Annotated in this window: 19 protein-coding genes and 1 other RNA gene; 6 read left to right on the top strand and 14 right to left on the bottom strand. The window is 65.1% G+C overall.

Features of this window, described 5'->3' with window-relative positions; genetic code table 11:
- Window positions 1-2 precede the first annotated feature (2 nt).
- The 9 genes from greA to hrcA form a co-directional block, all read right to left on the bottom strand.
- Window positions 3-479, bottom strand: coding sequence for a transcription elongation factor GreA (gene greA / locus N800_RS00090; protein ID WP_036133333.1), 477 nt, complete (start codon window positions 477-479; stop codon window positions 3-5).
- Between the two features lie 276 nt (window positions 480-755).
- Window positions 756-4007 (bottom strand): carbamoyl-phosphate synthase large subunit, encoded by a 3252-nt coding sequence (gene carB, locus N800_RS00085; protein WP_036133331.1) that lies wholly within the window; start codon window positions 4005-4007, stop codon window positions 756-758.
- Window position 4008: 1 nt separating this feature from the next.
- The gene (gene carA / locus N800_RS00080) at window positions 4009-5130 is read right to left on the bottom strand and encodes a glutamine-hydrolyzing carbamoyl-phosphate synthase small subunit (protein ID WP_036133329.1); all 1122 of its coding nucleotides are present in this window, start codon (window positions 5128-5130) and stop codon (window positions 4009-4011) included.
- A gap of 277 nt (window positions 5131-5407) precedes the next feature.
- Window positions 5408-6121, bottom strand: coding sequence for a 4-hydroxy-tetrahydrodipicolinate reductase (gene dapB, locus N800_RS00075; protein WP_084086976.1), 714 nt, complete (start codon window positions 6119-6121; stop codon window positions 5408-5410).
- A 46-nt stretch (window positions 6122-6167) separates the two neighbouring features.
- Window positions 6168-8348, bottom strand: coding sequence for a DUF1631 family protein (locus tag N800_RS00070; RefSeq protein WP_198032424.1), 2181 nt, complete (start codon window positions 8346-8348; stop codon window positions 6168-6170).
- Window positions 8349-8459: 111 nt separating this feature from the next.
- On the bottom strand, window positions 8460-9587 hold the full coding sequence (gene dnaJ, locus N800_RS00065) for a molecular chaperone DnaJ (protein ID WP_036133324.1): 1128 nt from the start codon (window positions 9585-9587) through the stop codon (window positions 8460-8462).
- Window positions 9588-9753: 166 nt separating this feature from the next.
- Window positions 9754-11670 carry a molecular chaperone DnaK gene (dnaK, locus tag N800_RS00060; RefSeq protein ID WP_036133322.1) on the bottom strand — a complete coding sequence of 639 codons (1917 nt, stop codon included), beginning with the start codon at window positions 11668-11670 and terminating at the stop codon, window positions 9754-9756.
- A gap of 103 nt (window positions 11671-11773) precedes the next feature.
- Complete coding sequence (gene grpE, locus N800_RS00055) at window positions 11774-12304, bottom strand: nucleotide exchange factor GrpE (RefSeq protein WP_036133772.1); 531 nt, start codon at window positions 12302-12304, stop codon at window positions 11774-11776.
- A 99-nt stretch (window positions 12305-12403) separates the two neighbouring features.
- The gene (gene hrcA / locus N800_RS00050) at window positions 12404-13453 is read right to left on the bottom strand and encodes a heat-inducible transcriptional repressor HrcA (protein ID WP_036133320.1); all 1050 of its coding nucleotides are present in this window, start codon (window positions 13451-13453) and stop codon (window positions 12404-12406) included.
- 151 nt (window positions 13454-13604) lie between these two features.
- On the opposite strand from hrcA, the gene recN reads away from it, so the two are divergent.
- A complete protein-coding gene (gene recN / locus N800_RS00045; RefSeq protein WP_036133317.1) occupies window positions 13605-15272 on the top strand; it encodes a DNA repair protein RecN in 1668 nt (555 codons plus the stop codon).
- Window positions 15273-15286: 14 nt separating this feature from the next.
- On the opposite strand, the gene fur is transcribed toward recN, so the two are convergent.
- Window positions 15287-15691 carry a ferric iron uptake transcriptional regulator gene (gene fur / locus N800_RS00040; protein ID WP_036133315.1) on the bottom strand — a complete coding sequence of 135 codons (405 nt, stop codon included), beginning with the start codon at window positions 15689-15691 and terminating at the stop codon, window positions 15287-15289.
- Between the two features lie 88 nt (window positions 15692-15779).
- On the opposite strand from fur, the gene N800_RS00035 reads away from it, so the two are divergent.
- A complete protein-coding gene (locus N800_RS00035) occupies window positions 15780-16169 on the top strand; it encodes an outer membrane protein assembly factor BamE (RefSeq protein ID WP_036133313.1) in 390 nt (129 codons plus the stop codon).
- 61 nt (window positions 16170-16230) lie between these two features.
- Here N800_RS00035 and N800_RS00030 read toward each other — a convergent pair whose 3' ends face one another.
- Both N800_RS00030 and N800_RS00025 read right to left on the bottom strand, forming a co-directional pair.
- The gene (locus N800_RS00030) at window positions 16231-16500 is read right to left on the bottom strand and encodes an RnfH family protein (RefSeq protein ID WP_036133310.1); all 270 of its coding nucleotides are present in this window, start codon (window positions 16498-16500) and stop codon (window positions 16231-16233) included.
- Entirely contained in the window at window positions 16497-16931 is a 435-nt protein-coding gene (locus N800_RS00025) for a type II toxin-antitoxin system RatA family toxin (protein ID WP_036133306.1), read from the bottom strand. Before N800_RS00025 ends, N800_RS00030 begins: the two co-directional genes overlap by 4 nt.
- A gap of 44 nt (window positions 16932-16975) precedes the next feature.
- On the opposite strand from N800_RS00025, the gene smpB reads away from it, so the two are divergent.
- On the top strand, window positions 16976-17485 hold the full coding sequence (smpB, locus tag N800_RS00020) for an SsrA-binding protein SmpB (RefSeq protein ID WP_036133301.1): 510 nt from the start codon (window positions 16976-16978) through the stop codon (window positions 17483-17485).
- 37 nt (window positions 17486-17522) lie between these two features.
- On the opposite strand, the gene N800_RS15105 is transcribed toward smpB, so the two are convergent.
- Window positions 17523-19712, bottom strand: a complete 2190-nt coding sequence (locus N800_RS15105) for a CHASE domain-containing protein (protein ID WP_198032423.1) — start codon at window positions 19710-19712, stop codon at window positions 17523-17525.
- A gap of 128 nt (window positions 19713-19840) precedes the next feature.
- On the opposite strand from N800_RS15105, the gene ssrA reads away from it, so the two are divergent.
- The 3 genes from ssrA (at window position 19841) to N800_RS15470 (ending at window position 23195) form a co-directional block, all read left to right on the top strand.
- Window positions 19841-20194: a transfer-messenger RNA gene (gene ssrA, locus N800_RS15480) on the top strand.
- 177 nt (window positions 20195-20371) lie between these two features.
- Window positions 20372-21586 carry a tyrosine-type recombinase/integrase gene (locus tag N800_RS00010; protein ID WP_036133298.1) on the top strand — a complete coding sequence of 405 codons (1215 nt, stop codon included), beginning with the start codon at window positions 20372-20374 and terminating at the stop codon, window positions 21584-21586.
- 769 nt (window positions 21587-22355) lie between these two features.
- Window positions 22356-23195, top strand: coding sequence for a YdaU family protein (locus tag N800_RS15470; protein ID WP_198032422.1), 840 nt, complete (start codon window positions 22356-22358; stop codon window positions 23193-23195).
- 787 nt (window positions 23196-23982) lie between these two features.
- Here the strand turns inward: N800_RS15470 and N800_RS15465 are convergent.
- Window positions 23983-24486 carry a MarR family winged helix-turn-helix transcriptional regulator gene (locus N800_RS15465; RefSeq protein WP_084086967.1) on the bottom strand — a complete coding sequence of 168 codons (504 nt, stop codon included), beginning with the start codon at window positions 24484-24486 and terminating at the stop codon, window positions 23983-23985.
- Window positions 24487-24783: the final 297 nt, after the last annotated feature.

Raw genomic sequence — 24783 nt, 5'->3', positions numbered from 1 at the left:
GATCAGCCGAGATAACGGACCGCGACGATTTCGTACTCGCGGGTACCGCCCGGCGCCTCGATGGTGATGGCGTCACCCTCGTGCTTGCCGATCAGGGCCCGTGCGACCGGCGACGAAATCGCAATCCAGCCCTGTTTGATGTCGGCCTCGAGGTCGCCCACGATCTGGTAGGTCTTCGACTCGTCGGTATCCACGTCGACCAGTTCGACCGTGGCGCCAAACACCACGCGCGATCCCGCATTGAGCGAGGAGACGTCAATCACCTGGGCGTGCGAGAGCTCCGCCTCGAGCTGCTTGATGCGGCCTTCGATGAAGCCCTGCTGCTCGCGCGCAGCGTGGTATTCGGCGTTCTCCTTGAGATCGCCATGGGCACGCGCTTCGGCGATGGCGTTGATGACCGCCGGGCGCTTGACCGACTTCAGTTCTTCCAGCTCGGCGCGCAAACGCAGCGCGCCTTTCATGGTGATGGGTGCTCGCATTGCAAAAAATCCTCGTGCCAGCGCAGGCGCCAGCGCGTTTCGTCCAATGATCCCGCCGGCAAGACGCCAGCGGTACAGGGTCTGATTGTGCACGGAAGGCGGCGGGCCGTCAGCCCGAGCCGGCAATCCGGTGTGACGCTGGAAGCCACGCTTGTGCAAGCCGAGGCGTGCGCCACAGGGCGCCCCGGTCACACGACAGACGCTCTTTGACCAAGTGGCCACGCGACCGCCCGCAAAGGCCACCGGCATTGAAGCCGGTGGCCCTGACGGCCTCGATCAGGCGGCGCCCTGCACCTCGGCGTGCAGCTCCTGCAGCGACCACACCGGACCAGTGCCGCGGTAGTCGAGCGAATTGACCAGCGCGCGAGCCCCCGACACGGTGGTCGAATAGGTCACGCGTTGCTGCAGCGCCTCGCGCCGGATCGAGAACGAGTCGTTGATGGCCTGGCGGCCCTCGGTCGTGTTGATGATGTACACGATCTCGCCGTTCTTGATCAGGTCGACCACGTGCGGACGGCCTTCGGTCACCTTGTTGATGCGCTCGCAGACCAGGCCTTGTTCGGTCAGGAACTTATGCGTGCCCTCGGTCGCGACCAGCGCGTAGCCGCGCTTGGCCAGGTCCTGCGCCACTGGCAGCACGCGCTGCTTGTCCGGGTCGCGCACCGAGATGAACACCTTGCCCGTGGGCTGCAGCGCCTTGATGCCGCCGGCTTCCTGCGCGCGCGCCATGGCCGCGCCGAAGTTGCGGCCCACGCCCATCACCTCGCCGGTGGAGCGCATCTCCGGCCCAAGGATCGGGTCCACGCCCTGGAACTTGGCGAACGGGAAGATGGCTTCCTTGACCGAGTAGTAGTCCGGAATGATTTCCTTGGTCGCGCCCTGCTCCGCCAGCGTCTGGCCGACCATGCAGCGCGCGGCGACCTTCGCCAGCGCCATGCCCGTCGCCTTGGAGACGAACGGCACCGTGCGCGAGGCACGCGGGTTCACTTCGATCAGGTAAACGGTGTCGTTGCCCTGCTCGTCAAAGGTGATCGCGAACTGGGTGTTCATCAAACCGACCACGTTCAGTGCCTTGGCCAGCGCCACCACCTGCGCGCGCAGCTTTTCCTGCACGGCCGGGGTCAGCGAGTACGGCGGCAACGAACAGGACGAGTCGCCGGAGTGAACGCCGGCTTCCTCGATGTGCTCCATGACGCCACCTACCAGCACGTGGCCGTCCTTGTCGGCGATGACGTCCACGTCCACTTCGACCGCGTTGTCGAGGAAGCGATCCAGCAGCACCGGCGAATCGTTGGAAACCTTGACCGCGTCACGGATGTAGCGGGTCAGGTCGGCGTCAGAGTAGACGATCTCCATCGCACGGCCGCCAAGCACGTAGCTCGGACGCACCACCAGCGGGTAACCGATCTGCGACGCCAGCAGCAGCGCCTCTTCCGGGTTGCGCGCGGTACGGTTAAGCGGCTGGGCCAGGCCCAGTTCCTGCACCAGCTTCTGGAAGCGCTCGCGGTCCTCGGCCAGGTCGATGCTGTCCGGCGTGGTGCCGATCACCGGCACGCCATTGGCTTCCAACGCGCGCGCCAGCTTCAGCGGGGTCTGGCCGCCGTACTGGACGATCACGCCCTTGGGCTTCTCCAGGTCACAGATCTCCAGCACGTCTTCCAGCGTCAGCGGCTCGAAGTACAGGCGGTCGGAGGTGTCGTAGTCGGTCGACACGGTCTCCGGGTTGCAGTTGACCATGATGGTTTCATAACCGTCCTCGCGCAGGGCGAGCGCGGCATGCACGCAGCAGTAGTCGAACTCGATGCCCTGGCCGATGCGGTTGGGGCCGCCACCGAGCACGATGATCTTGTTGCGGTCGGTCGGCTGTGCCTCGCACTCGTCCTCGTAGGTCGAGTACATGTAGGCGGTGGTCGTGGCGAATTCCGCCGCGCACGAATCCACGCGCTTGTACACCGGACGCACGCCAAAGGCGCGGCGCAGGGTGCGCACGGCCGTCTCGTCGGTGCCGGTCAGCTGGGCCAGGCGCGCATCGGAGAAGCCCATGCGCTTGAGCTCGCGCATGCGCTTGGCATCGATGCCGCCCAGGCCGGCGATGGCCACGTCCTTTTCCGTCGCGATGATTTCCTCGATCTGGTCGAGGAACCACGGATCGACGAAGGACAGCGCATGGATGTCCTCCACGCTCATCCCCGCGCGGAAGGCATCGCCGATGTGGAACATGCGCTCCGGACCCGGCTCCTTCAACTCGCGCTTCAGGGTTGCCACGTCGTCTTCGTTGCCAAGGTCCAATCCCGTCGGGTCGAGGCCGACCTTGCCGGTTTCCAGGCCGCGCAGCGCCTTCTGCAACGACTCCTGGAAGGTGCGACCCATCGCCATCACTTCGCCCACCGACTTCATCTGGGTGGTGAGGCGTGCGTCGGCCTGCGGGAACTTCTCGAAGGCGAAGCGCGGGATCTTGGTGACCACGTAGTCGATCGACGGTTCGAACGAAGCCGGGGTCTTGCCGCCGGTGATCTCGTTGCGCAGCTCGTCCAGCGTGTAGCCCACCGCCAGCTTGGCCGCGATCTTGGCGATCGGGAAGCCGGTGGCCTTCGACGCCAGCGCCGACGAACGCGACACGCGCGGGTTCATCTCGATCACCACGACGCGGCCGTTCTGCGCGTTGATGCCGAACTGCACGTTGGAGCCGCCGGTATCCACGCCGATCTTGCGCAGCACCGCGATGGAGGCATCGCGCAGGCGCTGGTATTCCTTGTCGGTCAAAGTCTGTGCCGGCGCGACGGTGATCGAGTCTCCGGTGTGCACGCCCATGGCGTCGAAGTTCTCGATCGAGCAGACGATGATGCAGTTGTCCGCCTTGTCGCGGACCACTTCCATTTCGAATTCCTTCCAGCCCAGCACCGACTCCTCGACCAGGATCTCGCTGACCGGCGAGAGCTCGAGGCCGCGCTTGGCGATCTCCTCGAACTCCTCCTTGTTGTAGGCGATGCCGCCACCGGTGCCACCGAGGGTGAACGACGGGCGGATGATGGTCGGGTAACCGACCTTGGCCTGGATCTCCACTGCCTGCTCGAACGTCTTGGCGACCTCGGCCTTCGGGCACTCCAGGCCAATTTCCTGCATGGCCACGCGGAACAGCTCGCGGTCCTCGGCCATGCGGATAGCATCGCGCGAGGCGCCGATCAGCTCGACGTTGTACTTCTCCAGCACGCCGTTGTCGGCCAGGTCCAGCGCGCAGTTCAGCGCGGTCTGGCCACCCATGGTCGGCAGCAGCGCATCGGGCTTTTCCTTGGCGATGATCTTCTCGACCGTCTGCCAGTTGATCGGCTCGATGTACACGGCGTCGGCCATGTTCGGGTCGGTCATGATCGTGGCCGGGTTGCTGTTGACCAGCACCACGCGGTAACCCTCGTCACGCAGGGCCTTGCAGGCCTGCGCGCCGGAGTAGTCGAACTCGCAGGCCTGGCCGATCACGATCGGACCGGCGCCGATGATCAGGACGGTTTTGATGTCAGTGCGCTTTGGCATGTCAGTTGTTCTCCATCAGCGCAATGAAGCGGTCGAAGAGCGGGGAAACGTCGTGCGGGCCCGGGCTCGCCTCGGGGTGCCCCTGGAAGCTGAAGGCCGGCGCGTCGGTCAAGGCGATGCCCTGGTTGGTGCCATCGAACAGCGAGCGATGGGTCACGCGCACGTTGGCCGGCAACGTCGGCTCGTCCACCGCGAAACCATGGTTTTGCGAGGTGATCATCACCCGGCCGCTGTCGAGGTCCTGTACCGGGTGGTTGGCGCCATGGTGGCCGTGCGGCATCTTCATGGTGCGCGCACCGCTGGCAAGCGCCAGCAATTGATGGCCCAGGCAGATGCCGAAGGTCGGAACCTTGGCGGCAATGAAGTCCTTGATGGCGGCGATGGCGTAGTCACACGGCTCCGGGTCACCCGGGCCATTCGACAGGAACACGCCATCGGGCTTCAGGGCCAGCACCTCGGCGGCCGGAGTCTGCGCCGGCACCACGGTCACCCGGCAGCCGCGCTCGGCGATCATGCGCAGGATGTTGATCTTCACGCCGAAGTCGTAGGCCACCACGTGGAACTTGCGCTCGGCCTGCACGAAGGCGCCGGTGTCCAGGTCCAACTGGCCATCGGTCCACTCATAGCGCTCGGTCGCGCTCACCACCTTCGCCAGGTCCATGCCCTTAAGGCCCGGGAACTTGCGGGCGGCTTCGATGGCCTTCTCCGGGTCCACGTCGCCGGCCATGACCGCGCCATTCTGGGCGCCTTTGTCGCGCAGGATGCGGGTCAGCTTACGGGTGTCGATGTCGGCGATCGCGACGATGCCGCGGGCCTTCAGCCACTCCGGCAGGGACACCTGGCTGCGCCAGTTGCTGGGCCGGCGCGGCACGTTGCGCACGATCAGACCGGACGCCCAGACCTTCGTGGCCTCGTCGTCCTGCTCGGTGCAGCCGGTGTTGCCGATGTGGGGATAGGTCAGCGTCACGAGCTGACGCGCGTAGGACGGATCGGTCAGGACTTCCTGATAGCCGGTGAGTGCAGTGTTGAACACGACTTCGCCGACGGAAAGTCCGGGCGCGCCTACGGAAACGCCCTCGAAGATGGTGCCGTCTTCGAGTGCGAGGATTGCGGGATGGGTCACGGGGGTCGCCTTGGGTGCCGAGGGGTGCTGACCATCCGCCCTGCGCACGGCCGCGGAAAGCGGCTTGCAGCAAAGCGCGGACGCGGTTTCTAACCGGTCCGGCGGGAGGAGTTCAGGCGAGCGGGAATTCTATCCGGATCGGCACCCCGGCGCCAGCATCCAGTGCCCCAGATGCGAGCTTCCAGTCAGACTCCGCAAAGCACGCCGTCCCTCATGAACTCGACGCAATGTCCCTATTCAGCCGACAACTGCACTGAATGAACGCCAACTCGCCAGCTCAATCCAGCAGGTCCCGCACCCGATAACTGCCCGCCGGTCGGCTGACCAGCCGCCCAGCACAATGCAAGGCGCCCCGGGCGAAGATGTCCCGGTTGGTGGCGCGGTGCACCAGTTCGATCCGCTCGCCCAGTGCGGTGAACTGCACCAGGTGCTCACCCACGATGTCCCCCGCCCGCAGCGAGGCATACCGCGGCTCCGCACCGCCCTTCCGGGCATGTTCACCGAGAGTCAGCGCGGTTCCCGAGGGCGCATCCAGCTTGTGTACGTGGTGCGACTCCACGATGTCGCAATCCCACCCCTGCAACGCCTGGGCGGCACGCTCGACGAGATCGTTCAGCACCGCAACGCCCAGGCTGAAGTTGGAGGCCCACAACACCGGAATCTGCCTTGAGGCGGCCGCCAGTGCCTCGCGCTGGAGCAGTTCGATGCCAGTGGTCCCGGAGACCAGCGCAGCACCACGCGCCACGCAGAGATCCAGGATGCGATCAAATCCCTCGGGCAGGCTGAAATCGATGGCCACGTCGAAGACGGGCGCCTGCGAGAGTTCCGAGGCGGCAAGCCGGTGCACGCCAGGCAACGTCGGCAGACGCTCCGGCTCGCGCGCAACCGCGCCCACTACCTGGAGGGTGGACTGCTCTGAAGCCAGCCGCAACAACGCCTGGCCCATGCGCCCGGAAGCGCCATGGATGAGAACTCGGGTAGGCTTGGTCATGCGTCTATCTTGACGCCATCCAAGCCAACCGTCACCGGGGAAACGATCAAGCGGACGCGGGTGCTTCGGCCTGGAGACGCCCCATTACCTGACGCATCGAATCCTCGAACGCATTGTCGACGCCTCGCAATGCCATGCGCCCGGCCTTGACCATGGCTGCCAACTCTTCGGCTGAAGCGACCAGCACGCGAATGCCGCGCCGATTGACGAACAACAGGCGCGCGGAAATCGGGCTGACCCACGACACCTTGGCCGGCTCGCTGCGGCCGTTTTCGGACGTCAACTGCACCCAGCTGCCAATCTCCAGCGCGCGGATCTGGTCGGCCACCTCGGCGTCGAAGTCCAGGGTCGGCCCCTGGGTGACGGGCACAAGCAGGGGCTCCACCACCGGCGGCGGCGGTGCGGGGATCGGCGGCGGCGTTGGCAGGGTTTGCTGCTCGGCACTGGCATCACCCTCGGCGATGCGAGCCAGGGTGTGATGCAGAGCGGCCAGCGTTTCCTCCGCGGCATGGCCCACGCAACCCGAGCTTTCCAGGATCGCCGACAGTGCCGCCCGCTCCAACGGGGGCAACCGCTCCGGCGGCGCGCCCAACTCCGCATGATCAAAGCTGACCAGCAGGCCCATGACCGCATGTAACGCATCGGCGTACCGCGGCGAAGCCTGGCCGTCGCGCAGGATGACCTGGGTGAGATGGTGCGTCGCATAGTGCGACAGGAATTCGCCCAGCGCCGGCGGCAGTTCACGACCATTGCGCTGCGCCACGATGTCGGTGGCGGCGATCTCGCGGGCCTGTTCCAGCCGCTCGCGGCCGCGCTGGGCCTCGGCGGCACGTTTTTCCGCAAGCTCCATGCGCTTGCGGTGCTGGTCCATGTAGCTGCGGAGCTCCTGCTCCAGCGTCTCGAAGATCGCCAGGTCTTCGTTGTACTCGGCGACCACGCGCTCGACCACGCCGTCGACCTGGTCCAGCAACTGGCGCTCCTGCGGCCCCTCGCCGTGATTGCCTTCGCAAGCTTCGGCCACGGCGTTCAACAGGCGGCGCGCCGGATGGCCCTTGTAGAGGAACATGCGGCGATCCTTCACCGCCACGCGGACATACGGCACCAACAGGCGTCCGATCTTGCGACGGGCCTCGGGTTCGAAGTCACGCTCGTCCATCAGCACATCGAACAGCATCCCGACGAGATCGACCGCATCCTCGTCGGCGGCGCCAAGACTGGTGTCGTGCCCGGCCATTCCCAGGCGCTGCGCGGTCGCGAGCAGCTCGCGGCGGAGCTGGTCGGCCAGCGAGGCACGGTCATCATCAAGTGCCTGCGCCAAAACGGCCGAGGGCTGCTTCTGCATCCGATGCAGGACGCTCATCACGTCGCTGGTGGGCATGGGCATGCCGCCGAGGCCGCCGGCCATCGCACGCGGGCTCTCCTGCCCTCCCAGGCGCTGGCGCCAGCCCTGCAGCAGGCCCACCAGGCTGTTGAAGAACGCGGAATCGCCTCCCTCCATGCCAACCGCGTCGTCGGACGCATCGGCAGACCTCTCCGAAGCGTTTGCCGGAGCCGTTCGGGCCTCGGACTTCGGTTTCGGCGCGGGGGCCTCCAGGCTGGGCAGGATGCCCGCCGAAGCCAGCTGCTCGTTCATGCGCGCATAGACATCATGCAGCGCTTCGCCCAGTTCACGCTCGAAGAACTTGAGAAGGGCAATGGCGACGTTGGCTGTAAGCTCACTGCCCCGCATGCCGTCACGCATGGCCTTCGCCAAGGCCTTCGGGCCCACCGGGTTGTCGCCCCCCGGGAGCGAGGCGCGCGTGGCCAGGGCGGCCATGCGCGCATCCAGCGCGGCCAATCCCTGCGCATGCAGGCGGCTGAGGTTGTCGATGAGTTGTTCGTCGGCCAACTGCTGTTGGAGGTCTTCGTCCTCGACCAGGCGCAACACGACTTCTGCCGGGCCCTCGACCGCGGCCATGCCGCTGAAAGCGCGGAAGCCCGCTGCAGCGGACTGGGCAAAGCCCTGGGCGATCTGGCCGCGGACGCGACGCAGGTCCCGCAGCGCGGTGAGCTCGACCCCATCGGCACCGACTTGGGCCCGGTCAAACAGGAAATCGTCGGTGCGCCGCAGCGCCGCCTCGATGACCTCGTTGAGGGGTTCCGTGGAGAGGTGCTGCAATGCGAACACCAACTGGTGAGGGTCCGTCCCCACTCCCCGTGTGATCGGCTCGAACGTGGCGGTCGACATCATGCGGGCTCGCAATTCCATTGGGCCATTTATATCCGCTTCACGGAAATTTATCGGCCTGCAGGACAGCGTCCTTTTCTGATTCCTTGACGGAATCGACAATCCACCAGTTCAGGACGTCATGCGATCCCAGAACCCCTTGACACCGTCGATGAATGTGGAGGACCGTGGGGAATGACGTCGCGCGTCGTCGCCAGCGAACGTGGCCTCGAATTTCTCGAGCAATTCGCGCTGCTCCGCCGTGAGATTGACCGGTGTTTCCACCGCGACCCGGCAGTACAGATCACCGGGCTTGCGACTGCGCACCGACTTCACGCCCTTGTCGCGTAGACGGAACAACTTGCCTGTCTGGGTCTCAGCCGGGATGCGCAACTCCACCTCGCCCCCCAGCGTCGGCACGCGGATGACATCGCCCAACGCCGCCTGGGAAATGCGGATGGGCACCTCGCAGTGCAGGTCGTCGCCGTCGCGCTGGAAGATGTCGTGCTCGCGCACGCGCACCTCCACGTACAGGTCGCCCGGAGGGGCTCCGGCCGGGCCGGCTTCGCCCTCGCCCGCGAGGCGGATGCGGTCGCCATTGTCGACGCCCGCCGGAATCTTGACCTGCAGGGTCTTGGTGCGCTCCACGCGCCCCTGCCCGTGGCAGTCGCCGCAGGGGTTGGCGATGGTCTGGCCACGCCCGCCGCAATGCGGACAGGCCTGCTGCATCGAGAAGATGCCGCGCTGGAACCGGACCTGGCCACGCCCCTGGCAGGTGCTGCAGGTATCCACCTTGCCGTCGGTGGAACCGCTGCCGTGGCAGGTATCGCACTCGTCCAGCGTGGGGACTTCGATCTGCTTGTCGACGCCACCCACGGCCTCTTCCAGCGACAGCTCCATCACATAGCCGACATCGGCGCCGCGACGCGGTCCGCGCGAGCCTCCACCGCCGCCAAAGATGTTGCCGAAGATGTCGCCGAAAATATCGCCCATGTCGGCGTAGCCCGGACCACCGCCGCCACCGCCCATGCCGTGCTCGAACGCGGCGTGGCCGTGCTGGTCGTACATGCGGCGCTTGGAGGCATCGGACAGCACCTCGTACGCCTCCTTGCACTCCTTGAACGACTCCTCGGCGGCCTTGTCGCCCGGATTGCGGTCGGGGTGGTGTTTCATCGCGCAGCGGCGATAGGCCTTTTTCAGCTCGTCTTCGCTGGCGGTGCGGGCCACGCCCAGGACTTCGTAGTAATCGCGCTTGCTCATGTGCGGCTTCGGTTCCCCTGCCCGCCACGGCAGGCAGGACTGGCATCGGTGATGTGCGTCTGGCTCAAACAACGAGGGCCCGGGACCGCGTCGCGAACCCGGACCCTCGTCCGATCCCCGTGCCCGCTCCCGCCATCAAGGCGTGGCGCGGGCATGGGGCAATCGGTTACTTCTTGTCGTCTTCCTTGACCTCGGTGAACTCGGCGTCGACCACGTCATCGCCGCCCTTGGCGCCGCCAGCCGCAGCACCGGCCTCACCCGGCTGCGCGGCCTGCGCTGCGGCAAACAGGCCCTGTGCCGCCTCTTCCAGTGCCTTCGACTTGGCCTCGATCTGGCCCTTGTCGTCGCCCTTCATGGCGGTCTCGAGTTCGGCGATGGCGCCCTCGGCGCGGCCGATCACGTCGCCCGGCACCTTGTCGCCATTTTCCTTGATGGTCGTGCGCGTCATGTGGATCAGGCCGTCGGCATGGTTGCGGGCCTGGACCAGCTCGTGGAACTTCTGGTCCTCCTCGCGGTGCGCCTCGGCGTCCTGCACCATCTTGTTGATCTCGTCCTCGGACAGGCCCGAACCGGCCTTGATCTCGACCTTCTGTTCCTTGCCGGTCTTCTTGTCCTTGGCCGTCACGTGCACGATGCCGTTGGCGTCGATGTCGAACGACACCTCCACCTGCGGCATGCCGCGCGGTGCCGGCTCGATGCCCGACAGGTCAAAGCGGGCCAGCGACTTGTTGTAGCGGGCCTGCTCACGCTCACCCTGCAGCACGTGCACGGTCACCGCGGACTGGTTGTCCTCGGCGGTCGAGAAGGTCTGCGAGGCCTTGGTCGGAATCGTGGTGTTCTTCTCGATGATCTTGGTGAACACGCCACCCAGGGTCTCGATGCCCAGGCTCAGCGGGGTCACGTCCAGCAGCAGCACGTCCTTGACGTCGCCCTGCAGCACGCCACCCTGGATCGCGGCGCCCACGGCCACGGCTTCGTCCGGGTTGACGTCCTTGCGCGGCTCCTTGCCGAAGAACTCGGCCACCGCCGCCTGCACCTTCGGCATGCGGGTCTGGCCGCCGACCAGGATCACCTCGGTCACGTCGCTGGCGCGCAGGCCGGCGTCGTTGAGCGCGGTGCGGCACGGCTCGATCGACTTGCGGATCAGGTCATCGACCAGCGACTCCAGCTTGGCGCGGGTCAGCTTGATGTTCAGGTGCTTCGGGCCGCTCGCGTCGGCGGTCACGTACGGCAGGTTGACCTCGGTCTGCTGCGCGCTGGACAGCTCGATCTTGGCGCGTTCGGCCGCGTCCTTCAGGCGCTGCAGGGCCAGCGGGTCCTTGCGCAGGTCGATGCCCTGGTCCTTGAGGAACTCCTCGACCAGGTAGTCAATGACGCGCGCATCGAAGTCTTCGCCGCCCAGGAAGGTGTCGCCGTTGGTGGCCAGCACCTCGACCTGCATCTCGCCGTCGACCGACGCGATCTCGATGATCGACACGTCGAAGGTGCCGCCGCCGAGGTCGTACACGGCCACCTTGCGGTCACCGCCCTTCTTGTCCATGCCGTAGGCCAGCGCGGCCGCGGTCGGCTCGTTGATGATGCGCTTGACGTCCAGGCCCGCGATCTTGCCCGCATCCTTGGTCGCCTGGCGCTGGCTGTCGTTGAAGTACGCCGGCACGGTGATGACCGCCTCGGTCACAGTCTCGCCCAGGTAGGCCTCAGCGGTCTTCTTCATCTTGGCCAGCACTTCGGCCGAGACCTGCTGCGGTGCCATCTTCTTGCCTTCGGCGGTCTGCACCCAGGCGTCGCCGTTGTCGTGCTGGATGATGCCGTATGGCACAAGGCTGATGTCCTTCTGCACTTCGGCGTCGGTGAACTTGCGGCCGATCAGGCGCTTCACCGCGAAGAAGGTGTTCTTGGGGTTGGTCACCGCCTGGCGCTTGGCCGAGGCGCCGACGAGGACTTCGCCGTCCTTGGTGAACGCAACGATGGACGGCGTGGTGCGGTCGCCCTCGGCGTTCTCGATGACCTTGACGTTGCCGCCCTCCATGATCGCCACGCACGAGTTGGTCGTGCCGAGGTCGATGCCGATGATCTTGCCCATGGTGTTTCCCTCTCGAAATCTTTGACTTGGGGGCGGCCGGGCCGCCGATGGTCGTTATCTGGGGTCGCCGGAAACCACTTCAAGCGTCCGGCTATGCAAAGGTTCAGGCGTCCTTGGCCACCACGACCAGCGCGGGGCGCAGCAGACGCTCGTTGAGCAGCCAGCCCTTCTGGTACACCTGCACCACGTGGCCCGGCGCGTGATCCGCGCTGTCGACCATGCTCATGGCCTGGTGGTGCTCGGGGTTGAACGGCTGGCCGGTGGGATCCACCGCCACCAGGCCGTTGTCGGACACCACCTTGAGCAACTGCCGCAGGGTCAGTTCCATGCCGTCGCGCAGGGCATTGGCATCGGTGCCGGCGGCGGCGAGACCCGCCTCGAGGCTGTCGATCACCGGCAGCAGCTCGGACAGCAGGCGCTCGTTGGCGAACTTGCGGGCCATGTCCACGTCGCGCGTCAGGCGCTTGCGCTGGTTGTCCAACTCGGCGCGCTCGCGCAGCGCGTCTTCGGCCACCTTGGCCAGCTCGGCCTTGAGCGCGTCGATCTGCGTTTCAAACGAGTCGATGGGTTCGGCGCCGGTCGCGCCCTCGACGGTTTCACCCTGGTTGGGGTCGGTCTGGTGTTCGGTGGTCATCATGCCTGGCGGTTTCCTGCTTGAAACGGACGCACTTCCCTTGGCCGGGAGTGCACGACAGCCCTGCTATGGGGCCCCCGCCGGGGGCTTTCAAGCCACCTAGCCCAGATCGGGCTGGATCGCGGCCCCGAGCGCGTCGGCGGCCGCCTGGACCACCGGAATCACCCGCTCATAGGCCATGCGCGTGGGGCCGATCACCCCCAGCACGCCCAACACCCGCCCCCCGGAGGTGTAGGGTGCGGTCACCAGGGACACCCCCTCCAGCGGAGCGAGCCCGGTCTCTTCGCCGATGAAGATGCGCACGCCGGGCGCCTGCACCGTGCGCTCCAGCAACTGCAGGATCTCGCGCTTGCGGGCGAAGGCCTCGAACAGGTCGCGAAGGCGGTCCACATCCGAAAGCTCCTGCACGCCCATCAGGCGGGTCTGTCCCGCCACCACCATGTCGTCCCCGCCCGGCGCCAGCACCTGTTCGGCCAGTTCGACCGATTGCGCCAGCAGCGTCTCCATTTCCGCCCGCGCGGTGCGCAGATCCCGCAACAGCGTCGCCCGGATGTCCGCAACCGCCCGACCGGCGAAGTGGGTATTGAGGTAATTCGCCACCCGTTCCAGCTCGCCCGCGTCATATGGTCGCCTGGTCTGGATGATGCGGTTCTGCACATCGTTGTCGGCCAGCACCACGATGGCCAATACGCGCTGTGCGTCGATCGGCACGAAACCGATCCGGCGGAACGCGAACTGGGCCCGGTTGGGCACGCTGACCACCCCCACGAAGTGGGTCATGGCCGAGAGCAATTCCGAAGCACTGCCCAGCAGCGCCTGTGTCCCCGAGCCGGCAGGCAACTCGCTGCGCAGGCGCGACACCTCGCCTTCGGGCAAGGGCGAGACCTGAAGCAATGTATCGACGAACAGCCGGTACCCCTGCGCAGTGGGAATCCGCCCAGCCGAAGTATGGGGGGCACTCAGCAGGCCCACGTCCTCCAGGTCGGACAGGATGTTGCGGATGGTGGCCGGACTGACATCGAGCCCCGCATGGCGCGCCAGCGTCTGCGAGCCCACCGGTTCACCGCTCTGGATGTAGCGACCGATCAGCGTGCGCAGCAACTGCCGGGCTCGCGGGTCAAGAATGGGGTCGGTGGGGCGGCGGCTCATCTACTTGATATAAGCGTCTGGCCGACAGGGCGCAAGCGAACTCCACCCGGGCGTGGGACTTTGGGCAATCTCGTCCCGTGAGAATTCGTCATGCCAAGGTGCCCCCGCCCCCGCTTGGCCCAACGCTCCGCACCCGGCACAATCGCCCCGCATGCTGACCCACCTCTCCATCAAGCAATTCGCCGTGGTCACCGAAGCCGAACTGGCCTTCGGCCCCGGGTTGACCGTCATTTCCGGCGAGACCGGCGCCGGCAAGTCCCTGCTGGTGGACGCGCTGGGACTGATCTCCGGCCTGCGCGCCGACAGCGGCGTGGTCCGCCATGGTGCCGACCGGGCCGAACTGGTGGCCGACTTCACCCTGGCCGATACCCCGACCGCCCTGGCATGGCTGCGGGAGAATGAGCTGGACGAGGACGATGGCTGCCAGATCCGCCGCGTCATCCGCGCCGACGGCGGCTCCAAGGCCTGGATCAACGGCCGGCCAGTCACGCTGTCGCAACTGACCGACCTGGCCACCCGCCTAGTGGAAATCCATGGCCAGCATGAGCACCAGGCCCTGATGTCGAAGCCGAGCCAGCTGGCGTTGCTGGATGCCTACGGCCGCACCGACACTCCACGCGCCGCGGTGGCCAGCGCCGCCCGCCACTGGAGCGCGCTGTTGCAGGAGCGCGACGCCCTGTCCGCCCGCGGCGATGTGTCCGAACGCACCGCTTGGCTGGAGCACCAATTCACCGAACTCGACCGCGAGGCACTCGACGCGGGCACGATTGCCAAGCTGCAGGCCGACCACCGTCGCCTGGCCCATGCAAGCGACCTAATCACGGCCTGCGAAGGCACCTTCGCCCGCCTCGGTGGGGACGAAGGTCCGTCGCTGACCCGCCTGCTCCAGCAGGCCCGCCACGACCTGCAGCGCGTTTCCGAGCATGAGCCACGCCTGCTGGAGGTCAATGCCATGCTCGACAACGCCGCGATCCAGATCGACGAGGCGCTGGTACTGCTGGACCGCGTGCGCAGCGACCTGGAGCTGGACCCGGATGCATTCGAAGGGCTGGAGCGCCGCCTCGGCCGCCTGCACGAACTGGCCCGCAAGCACCGCGTCACCCCCGAGCAATTGGCCGCGCACCGAGACGGCCTCGCTGAGGAACTGGAAGTACTGCGCACTGCTGGCGTGCGCGTCCAGCAGCTCGATGGCGAAATCGAGACGGCGAAAACGGCGTGGCAGGAAGCTGCCGCCGTACTCACCGAGGCACGCCAGGCCGCTGCAAAGTCCCTTTCCGATTCCACCACCGCCCTGATCGCCGACCTCGGCATGGGCGGCGGTCGCTTCGATGTCGCGCTGGAGCCCGTCGACGCCAATCGCCCCGACCCCAACGGAGCCGAGCGCGTGGAGTTCCTCGTGGCCGCCAACCCCGGCCAGCCGGCCCGCGCGCTGCGCAAGGTCGCGTCTGGCGGCGAACTGTCCCGCATCTCGCTGGCCATCGAGGTCGCCGCGCTCGGCCTGGACGCGGTCCAGACCATGGTGTTCGACGAAGTGGATTCCGGCATCGGCGGCGCAGTGGCCGACATCGTCGGTCAGAAGCTACGCGCCCTCGGCGCCAGCCGGCAGGTGCTGTGCGTGACGCACTTGCCTCAGGTGGCCGCCAAGGGCCACGCCCACTACCGGGTGAGCAAGGCGGCCAGCGAAGGCATCACCCGAAGCGCAGTGCAGCGCCTGGATGCCAAGGCTCGCGAGGAAGAACTCGCCCGCATGCTCGGCGGCGTGGAGCTGACCAAGGAAGCGCGTGCGGCGGCCAAGCGGTTGCTCGCGGACGTGGACTAGCGCGCGGCGCAGGGTCAGCCGCGCTTCTTGCGCACGTACAGCACCAGCGAGTGCGCCTCGATCTCGTAGCCGTACTTGGCCGCGATCTTGTGCTGCAACGCTTCGATTTCGTCGCTCTCGAACTCGATGATCTTGCCCGTGTCCACGTCCACCATATGGTCGTGGTGGTCGCCACGGTCCAGTTCGTAGACCGACTGGCCGGCCTCGAAATTGTGCTTCAGCACCAGTCCCGCGGCCTCGAACTGGGTCAGCACGCGGTACACCGTGGCCAGGCCGATGTCCTCGCCCTGTTCCAGCAGGTGCCGATAGATGTCTTCGGCAGTCATGTGCCGCGGCTTGGCCTGCTCCAGCAGTTGCAGGATGCGCAGGCGGGGGTGGGTAACCTTCAAACCGGCATTGCGCAGGTCTTGCGATTCCATGTCGTCTCCATGAACGGACGGCACGCGGCGGGCGCGCAAACTTGCCTTCAGTGTATCATCGGGTCGATATCCGCCTGCCCGAAACCAAATGCGAAAGCTCGTCCTGGTTCTCTCCGTCGCCCTTGCCACGTCCGGCTGCGGCATTGTCTACCGCCAGCCTATCTACCAGGGCAACCTGCTGGAGAAGAGCGCGGTCGACCAGTTGCAGGTGGGCATGAGCAAGCAGCAGGTCCAGTTGCTGCTGGGCACGCCGTCGATTGCCGACCCCTTCAGCCAGAACCGCTGGGACTACACCGCCACCCAGCGCGTAGGCCGACTGGCGCGTACCGAAAAGAAGAACCTGACCATCCATTTCGAGGGCGATGCCGTCACCCGCTGGGAAGGCGACTATTTCCCGGAGCAGGATGAGGAACTGGCCAAGGCCGCGCGCAAGCAGTTCGGGCCCAACCTGGCCAAGGACAAGAAGAAGGGTCGCTGATCCGCTCCCGCTTCCAGTGGAACGCGCCAGAAGGGGCCGCTTGTCGCGGCCCCTTCCGCATTCAGCGCTTCTTGATCGGCCGTGCTTCGGCCCGCTTGCGCCGGGCCACCTTGGGGTCCACCGTGAGTGCGCGCAGCAGTTCCACGCGGTCTCCGTCGACCAAAATCGCATCCAGGGACACTTTTGCCCCGAACACCGCATAGCCGGTGACCTCCGCATCCGCAGCCCAACCGGCTGCCGACACCGCGTCGCGCACGCAACTGCCCGGGGCCAATGACACCTCGGCCGCCTCATGGCGTCGCGGCCACGCCCGGACCACCTGCACCTTCACGCCACGTCGCCCCGGTCGGCAACGCGTACGAAATCGTCCACCATCCGGTCGGCCAGGCTCTGGAAGCCGACCGCCATCGCCGCCCCCAGCAGTTTCACCGCCGGCTCGAAGTCGAGGGTGAGGGTGACCTTGCACGCCGATTCGTCCAGGGAGTGGAACTCCCAGCGCCCGCCCAGCTTGCGGAACGGGCCATCGATCAGCCGCATGTCGATGTGATGCGGCGGCGCCAGGGTGTTCTCGGTCATGAACCAGGTCCGCAGCCCACCCATCCGAAGGTCCAGCCGGGCCACCTTGCGGCCCTCGCCCTCTTCCAGCACCTGCGCGCCTTCGCACCAGTCAAATCGTCGCGGATAGGCAGCGACATCGTTGACCAGCGCGAACATGCGCGCGGCGGAATGCTCTACAAGGGCGGATCGGCGGATGGAAGTCATGGGGTGGTCGCCTGTCGACCCCACTTTCGGGGACAATAGGCGCAATGGCAAAGAACAATGGCAAGACCGGCAAGGATAAGGCAAAGGGCGCGGGTGGCGGCACCATCGCGACCAACAGGCGTGCCCGACACGACTACTACCTCGAGCAGAAGTTCGAGGCCGGCTTGGCCCTGCAGGGCTGGGAACTGAAGTCCATCCGCGCGGGTCGCGCCAACATCGGCGAGAGCTACGCCCACATCCGCGACGGCGAGATGTTCCTGCACAACGCGCAGATCACCCCGCTGATCTCCGCCTCCACGCACGTGGTGGCCGATGAGCGCCGCACACGCAAGCTGCTGCTGCATCGGAACGAGATCGACAACCTGATCGGCCGCATCCAGCGCGAAGGTTATACCGTGGTGCCCACGTCGCTGTACTGGAAAGGCAACAAGGTCAAGATCGAGATCTGCCTGGCCAAGGGCAAGCAGGCGCACGACAAGCGCGACGCCAGCAAGGAGCGAGACTGGCAGCGCGAGAAGCAACGGGTGATGCGGCGCCACAACAAGGACGCGTGACGGGCGCACAAGGCGCCCGCGCCAACCCACCCCTGCATCAGGGGTGTGGAACGATCGCCGGCAAGGTGAAGTAGAACGTCGCACCCTCGCCTTCGCGGCCTTCGGCGCGGACCTCGCCGCCATGTCGCTCGACGATGCGTTTCACCGAGGCCAGGCCGATGCCGTGGCCGGCGAACTCCTCCTGGCGGTGCAGTCGCTGGAACGGCCGGAACAGCTTGTCCGCGTATTCCTGCCTGAAGCCGGCACCGTTGTCCCTGACGTAGAACTCCACCATGCCTTCGTCCACGCCCGCGGTGCCGATCTCGATATGGGCATTCTCGCGGTCCCTGGTGAACTTCCACGCATTGCCCAGCACGTTGCCCAACAAATTGCGCACCAACGTGGCGTCGCCTTCCACGGCCATGTCCGGAGCGATCGCCACGTCCACCTTGCGCCCGGGCGACGCCAGGCGCAGTTCCTCCACCACCTCGCCGGCAATGCGGGTCATGTCCAGTCGTTCCAGCCGCATCTCGCCGCGGCTCACGCGTGACATCTTCAGTAGCGCGTCGATCAGCTCACCCATCCGCGAGGCCGCCTTGCGCACGCGGTTGAGGTAATCGACGCCCTCCTCGTCCAGCACCTTGGCGTAGCGTTCGGCCAGGATCCGGCTGAAGCCATCGATGGCCCGTAGCGGCGCCCGCAGGTCGTGGGACACGCTGTAAGCGAAGGCCTCCAGCTCCTGGTTGGCCTGGCTCAGCTCCCGGGTGCGCAACGCGACTCGCGCCTCCAACGTGCGATTCAGCGCGTGCACGCGCGCTTCGGCGCGCACCCGCTCGGTGACGTCTTCAACCTGCACCAGTCCTGCCACGTCCTGGCCAATGTTGCCGGGAATTGGCGAGAAGGTCAGTTGCACCTCGCGCACGTCCCCGTCCTGCCGAATGATCTGCCGGTTGGAGCGGCGGATCCCGTGTTCGTCCACGGTTTCCGGGGCTTCGCTTGCTGCAAACAACGACGAGAGCATGGTGCCAGGCAGGGAAGTGCGATCGCGCTTGACGATGCTGGCAAGCGCTGCGTTCACACCCACGATCTTCTCCTCCCGGTCCAACAACGCCTTGCCGATAGCCGAATGCTCCACCGCGATGCGGAACCGTTCCTCGCTGCGACGGAAGTCTTCGGTCATCCGCTCGGCCAGCGCCTGCGCGCGCGACTGTGTTCTCACCAGGATCATGGCGACGGCGTACATCAACAGCGATACGAGCACCCCCAACGCTCCCGTCCAATAGAGACCTCTCAACTGGGGGGCTGCCTGCGCCATGGGCCCGGACTGGAAGTCGAACCGCCATCGACGCCCATACATATCCAATTCGAGGGCGTGTTCAAAAGCGGGCTTGGCCTGCCCTGACCGTGGAGATGTCGAAAACAGCAGCTGATCGGCGACATCGGTGACGTCGGTGATGCGGAAGACCAACTGGGCAGCTTTGCCCGACTCACCGAGTGCCGCACGGACAAACGTCTCCGCCCGCAACGGTACGTAAGCCCAGCCCAGCAAGGCTTCGCGCCGGGCGGCCAGCGTTTTCGGCTCAAGGCCGCCGAAGTACACGGGGGCATAGATCAGCATGCCCGTCCGCGGCTGGTTGCCATCCTGCACCAGCCGGAGGGGCCCGGTCAGCCGGGGAAGCCCCGTGTCGGCCGCATCCGCCATGGCGCGGTGTCGCAGCGCCTCGGCGTACATGTCGAACCCGACCGCGTCGGCATTCACCTGGGTCCGCGGCTCCAGATAGAGAATCGGCCCGTAGTGCGACCGGACGCCACGCGGCCGGATCTCAAGGCGTCCATACCCTGAGTCCATCCACTCCCGCTGCAGGACCAGCATCTGCGCCTGGCTTACATAACCGGCGAACCCCAACCCCACCATGCCGGGAAAGCGCTGGTCGATATCCAGTTGGTCCACATAGGCCCGCCACTGCTGCGGCGTGGGGCGGGCAAGCGAAGCAAACAAGGACGAGCCGCCACGCAGCACCAGTTCATACTTGACCATCCGCTGCCGGACCCGCTCGGCAACCACTTCGGCGTCCTGGACGAAGGCCTGCCGCGACACGTCCAACTCGCGCTGGTAAGCCACGCGCCACAATGCGATCACGATGCCCAGCGAGCCCAACAGTACCGCCAAGGCCAACAGGTACGCACGGGGGCCGGTTTGCCAGCGGAGTCCACGGTCCTTCCCGGACGCAGCATCGAGTGAAGTCATGCGCGGGAGCATACCGCGTAGCCGTGGAGACCATGTCACGTGAACGGATGCCGCATGCCACCTGCCCGCCTCTTGAGTACTGCCGGCCCGGCCCTATACTGGGGTGGTCAGCGATGTTGGCTGTCCCCGGGGGTGCACTGGCTTCGACGGGGGTTGCAAAGTCGCCTGGCGCATGCCGAGGGGGTAGCTTTCCTCGTAAATCCAGCTGCAAAACTCTAGTTGCCAACGACGACAACTACGCTCTCGCCGCTTAAGGCGTAAGCCCCGAAACTGCTTGTGTCCGTGCTCGCAGCGTAGGGTCATTATCACGGAATCGCCGGGGGTGGCCGCCTGTCAGCCCCTAGTTAACCCAAAGCAGGCTGGTCCTTGGGTGCGCTTTGCACACCGTGCTGCCCCGGGACGAGATCTAACGGTGAGCTAAGCATGTAGTGCCGGGGATGGAGTGCCTTCGGACGGCGGTTCGATTCCGCCCACCTCCACCATCTCAACGTCCAACGACGTGCAAATCAGGCCGGAATCCCCAGAAATATCAAGGGTTTCGGCCTTTTTTGTGTCCAATTGGGTGCGATGTCGAGCGTTGCAATCCGACGGTAAGCGGCGGTAGGTTTGACGGTAGAGACCTCCACCCCCTGCCCACCTACCGTCACGGAGCTACCGACATGGCGCTCACCGACACCGCTATCCGCAAAGCCAAGCCGACTGACAAGCCCATCAAGCTCACTGATGGAAGTGGGCTGTACCTGCTGCTCAACCCGAACGGTTCCCGCTGGTGGCGATTCGATTACCGTTACCTGGGCAAGCGCAAGACGCTCAGCATGGGCACCTACCCCGACACCGGTCTGGCCGACGCGCGCGCCAAGCGTGACGATGCACGTAAGCTGCTGGCCGCTGGCGTCGATCCAGGCGAACACCGCAAGGCAACGAAAGCAGCCGGCGAGGAGCGCGCGGCCAACAGCTTTGAAGTGGTGGCCCGCGAGTGGCTGGCCAAGCGTGATTGGGTCACCGCCTACTCCGTCAAAGTGACAGCGTGGCTAGAGAACGACGTGTTCCCTTGGATCGGGAAGCGCCCGGTTGCAGAGTTGGCCGCTCCCGACTTCCTCAGGGTGGCACGCCGCATCGAAGAGCGAGGCGCCATCGAGTCGGCGCACCGCATCATGCAGAACTGCGGACAGGTGATGCGCTATGCGATCGCCACCGGGCGAGCTGATCGCAATCCCGTAGCCGACCTGAAAGGCGCCCTTCCCGCAGCCCCTGAGCGCCACCACGCGGCCATCACCGACACCAAAGCGATTGGCGGCCTGCTGCGCGCCATGGATGGCTACATGGGTGGCTTCGTGACCAGGTGCGCCCTGCGCCTCGCCCCGCTGGTGTTCGTGCGCCCCGGCGAACTGCGCCACGCCGAGTGGGAAGAAATCGACCTCAACGCCGCCGAGTGGAACATCCCCGGCGAGAAAATGAAGATGGGCGAACCTCATTTGGTCCCGCTGTCAGATCAGGCGTTGACAATCCTGCGGGAGCTGCATCCGCTAACCGGACACGGGCGCTATGTCTTCCCCGGTGGCCGCAGCCCCAAGCAGCCCATGAGCAACAACGCGATCAATGCAGCGCTGCGCCGCATGGGTTTCGACAAGGAAGCCATGACCGGCCATGGCTTCCGCGCGATGGCCCGCACCGTGCTGGACGAGACGCTGCACTTCCGCCCCGACTACATCGAGCACCAGCTTGCGCATGCCGTCCGCGATCCCAATGGACGGGCCTACAATCGAACAGCATACCTCCCAGAGCGCAAGAAGATGATGCAGGCGTGGGCGGACTACTTGGACGGTTTGAGGCTCAATGACAACGCCGAGTCGATAGTGCGCAAGGCTCAATAGAAGGCGGAATTCTAGTGCTCGACTTTTGAGCATGCAGCAGGTGCGGACCGCTGTCTTCACCCCTGCAATCGTGTAATCGACGAAGTATCGATGAAGTGGGTTGGCCTGTTGAAATCCATTTGCGGCCAAGCTCGACGCATCGCCCCTTCGCGGGGGCAGTTTCAAGCGCGGCGGCCACTGCCTCGCCGCCGGAACTGGTCGACGACATACAGTTCTGCGCCGGCAGATCGGCCTATATAGACCAATGGGATACGCCAACATCCTGCGACGCCCGAGGAGCGACATCGGCATTAATTCCATGTAAATCAATAGCTTGTGTCGTCGGAGTATATGTACGCAAGGGAAATGAACCTCATGGGAGTCTTGGTGCTGGTTCTCCACATCAAATGAGGTCCAAATGCAGACACTTCCCGATACTGGTTTCCTTCGCCTCCGTCAGATCCTCGGAGACGCCAAAGCCACCCCTCCGATTCCCGCGATCTGGCCCGTCTCTCGGTCCGCTTGGTGGGAGGGGGTCCGTTCGAAAAGATACCCGGCCCCTGTGCGCCTCGGGCCTCGAACGACTGCGTGGCGGGTTGAAGACATAAGAATGCTCATTGAGCAGACAACCAATGGTCAGTGAGTTGACGGTTGTCGTTGTCGCCCGGCCCAATCCTGCCGAAAGATCCCGTTTCAATGAACTCAGTGTTCGGCGCAACCCGAATGGCCGATTGGCCGGAGTGACCTGGCCCAAGGGCTCTCTGATCGAAGCGAAGAGGACTGGTCCAAGGTGAACTATTTTGAGCTTCACATAGGCGACTACGAAACCGCGACCGCCCACTTGACGGCCTGCGAAGACGGCATGTACGGCCGCCTGTTGCGACGCTACTACAGCACCGAAGTATTGCTTCCGCTCGACATGAAGGTGGTGCAACGGCTAGCCCGCGCACGCTCACGCGAAGAAAAGATTGCCCTCGAGACGGTGCTGAACGAGTTCTTCATCCAGGCCGCCGACGGGTGGCGTCATAAGCGCTGCGAAGAGGAGATCAGCCGCTATCAGGAGAAGCGGGCGAAGGCCAAGCGCAGCGCAGAACTTCGTTGGCAATCCGAAGGCAATGCGAACGCACATGCGCCAACGATGCGAATGCACAGCAAAGGCAATGCTCTCCAGACACCAGAAACCAGTCGCCAATTGCCAGAAGCCCATGAACCACACATAGAAGCGCTCGCTCCGCCTGCAGGAAGAACCTCCGCCAGCATATCAGCCGCAACACTGACTAAGGCTGGCGTCCGTGTCACGTCGCAGAACCCGGACCTCATCGCGGCCTGCGTGGAGGGGGTTACGACCGAGCATTTGTTGGAGGTCGCAGGCCTTTTCCCTGGCAAGCCGGCAGGTTACGTCATCGCCACTGCTCGTCGCGAAAACGCCGAGCGCGCAGAATCGATTTCTCGGAACATCACATCTGCCCGAGGCAATGGACAGCTGTCCAAGACGCTGACGGGCCTAGCGCGCCTGGAGAAACTCAAACATGCAGCCCAATCCGAACTGGCTTCTGATCGAGATCGCAGCAGGACTGCAGAAGCTCTGCCTACTCTCTCTCGAACGTTCGCCACCAATGGACGTGATTGACCTCACCGCACAGGCTTGGCTGGAGGCGGTGGCCGAGCGCCATAGCTGGAATGAAATGCATGACACGGAGCGTGTCAGGGCCGCATTCCGGACGTTGGCAAGGACCCGGCGAACCTGGCCGGTTCCGGCTGACTTTCTCGACTCTTTGCCGCGGCTAGAGACACTTCGTGCGATACCCCAAAGGCCGTGCGACCCGATCAAGGCGAAGCGAGCGATTGATGAGGTCAACGAAATGCTCGCAAAGTACGCCAAGAGAGGTGATTTTGGAGCATGCCAAGCCAGGCCCAGCATGGTAGAGCAGCGCCCTGATGGCCACGCCGACGCCCACCAAGCTGGGGTTAGTTTTGTCCCTAATCACTAGGCAGTCACTAGGCAGGATTCGCAATGGGTCGGCATAAAATCGTCTCGTGCGCCGTTTGCAGCAATAAGCACATCCGTCCAACGAAAGCCGCAGAAGACGGATGAACGCCAGGCTTTCGGCCGAGCTCGACCATGTCAACACAGGGCTCACCCCGGAGCGAGGCTGTTCGTTCCTACCGCATGGGCTGGCACTCGACTACCAAGCTGGACCCCAGTGCGGCCGGCTTCGGCAAACTGAACAGCTTGAAGTCAGTGCGGGCGACGTCGATGCCATGACAGCCGTTGCCCGAACTCGATGCGGATTCCGGCCAAGTCGACCATCAATTTCAGCCAGCGTTGCATCTCAGCTTGGTCGCCATCCAATGTCGACGTCCGGCCAGAAGCAGCCCCTCACGATCGGCCTGAGGCGTTCGCTCGGAGGCTTGCGCTAGTCTGGCTTCTTGAACAATCTCGCCCGGTCACAGACTGATCTCTTTTCGAGCGCTCGCTCCAATCGATCAAGCATTTTCACAACCCCTCCCGCTTCGCGATCCAGAGCTTCGGCAGCCGCCGATAAAGCCGCCCATGTGGGCCTCAAGCGGTTCACGAGGGTACGCCCTTTCCTTGAAAGACGGAGCATTCTGCGACGGCCGTCTTCTGGATCCGCCGTTGTTTCGACCAATCCTGCTTTATGCAATGAGTCACGTGCCTGGCTCACCGAAACGTGACTGATGCCCAACGCCTCGGATAGCTCCCCGACCGTGAGCGAATCGAATTGATCCAGCAGGTTCAGTGTGCCGAACCAACGTTGTTCGAACTCCACACCCAGCTCCGCATAGAACTGCGCGGCCTCTCGATCGATCCGCTCCGAGAGACGCCGAAGCCTCGCGCCTAAAGCGGCACCACCGGCGCGCGATGTGTAGTTGCTCAGATCCGTTTTGGCATCGACCATTGGCTTGACAATATAGGTAGGCGCCTACATATTAAGCAGGAAGGACCTATCGCGCAACTAGATGACGGGGTCACTACCTCGTATTCAGGCTAATCCGACTTCTTCCTTCTCTTGCGCAATGCCATTGCCCACCGCACAAAGGGCCAAGTACGTGACCGATCCCGATACCCTCGATGCTTTCCTGATGCAACGACGCAGACTGATGGGTGCCGGGCTCGCAGCCCTGGCCTTGCCCACCATGGGCAGGAGCAGAAGCGGCCATGCCACCATGCCCGATGCATTCGATACGTTCGTCGC

Source organism: Lysobacter daejeonensis GH1-9 (assembly GCF_000768355.1).
GTDB lineage: Bacteria > Pseudomonadota > Gammaproteobacteria > Xanthomonadales > Xanthomonadaceae > Aerolutibacter > Aerolutibacter daejeonensis.
This window is presented reverse-complemented; position numbering and strand designations above follow the sequence as displayed.

What these genes read in the sequence shown, in the direction of transcription:
- recN (WP_036133317.1), top strand. Translation starts at nt 13,605, where the DNA reads ATGCTGACCCACCTCTCCATCAAGCAATTCGCCGTGGTCACCGAAGCC.
- N800_RS00035 (WP_036133313.1), top strand. Translation starts at nt 15,780, where the DNA reads ATGCGAAAGCTCGTCCTGGTTCTCTCCGTCGCCCTTGCCACGTCCGGC.
- N800_RS00010 (WP_036133298.1), top strand. Translation starts at nt 20,372, where the DNA reads ATGGCGCTCACCGACACCGCTATCCGCAAAGCCAAGCCGACTGACAAG.
- dapB (WP_084086976.1), bottom strand. Translation starts at nt 6,121, where the DNA reads ATGACCAAGCCTACCCGAGTTCTCATCCATGGCGCTTCCGGGCGCATG.
- dnaK (WP_036133322.1), bottom strand. Translation starts at nt 11,670, where the DNA reads ATGGGCAAGATCATCGGCATCGACCTCGGCACGACCAACTCGTGCGTG.
- grpE (WP_036133772.1), bottom strand. Translation starts at nt 12,304, where the DNA reads ATGACCACCGAACACCAGACCGACCCCAACCAGGGTGAAACCGTCGAG.
- carB (WP_036133331.1), bottom strand. Translation starts at nt 4,007, where the DNA reads ATGCCAAAGCGCACTGACATCAAAACCGTCCTGATCATCGGCGCCGGT.
- hrcA (WP_036133320.1), bottom strand. Translation starts at nt 13,453, where the DNA reads ATGAGCCGCCGCCCCACCGACCCCATTCTTGACCCGCGAGCCCGGCAG.
- fur (WP_036133315.1), bottom strand. Translation starts at nt 15,691, where the DNA reads ATGGAATCGCAAGACCTGCGCAATGCCGGTTTGAAGGTTACCCACCCC.
- N800_RS00025 (WP_036133306.1), bottom strand. Translation starts at nt 16,931, where the DNA reads ATGACTTCCATCCGCCGATCCGCCCTTGTAGAGCATTCCGCCGCGCGC.
- N800_RS15105 (WP_198032423.1), bottom strand. Translation starts at nt 19,712, where the DNA reads ATGACTTCACTCGATGCTGCGTCCGGGAAGGACCGTGGACTCCGCTGG.
- greA (WP_036133333.1), bottom strand. Translation starts at nt 479, where the DNA reads ATGCGAGCACCCATCACCATGAAAGGCGCGCTGCGTTTGCGCGCCGAG.
- smpB (WP_036133301.1), top strand. Translation starts at nt 16,976, where the DNA reads ATGGCAAAGAACAATGGCAAGACCGGCAAGGATAAGGCAAAGGGCGCG.
- N800_RS15465 (WP_084086967.1), bottom strand. Translation starts at nt 24,486, where the DNA reads ATGGTCGATGCCAAAACGGATCTGAGCAACTACACATCGCGCGCCGGT.
- N800_RS00070 (WP_198032424.1), bottom strand. Translation starts at nt 8,348, where the DNA reads ATGTCGACCGCCACGTTCGAGCCGATCACACGGGGAGTGGGGACGGAC.
- dnaJ (WP_036133324.1), bottom strand. Translation starts at nt 9,587, where the DNA reads ATGAGCAAGCGCGATTACTACGAAGTCCTGGGCGTGGCCCGCACCGCC.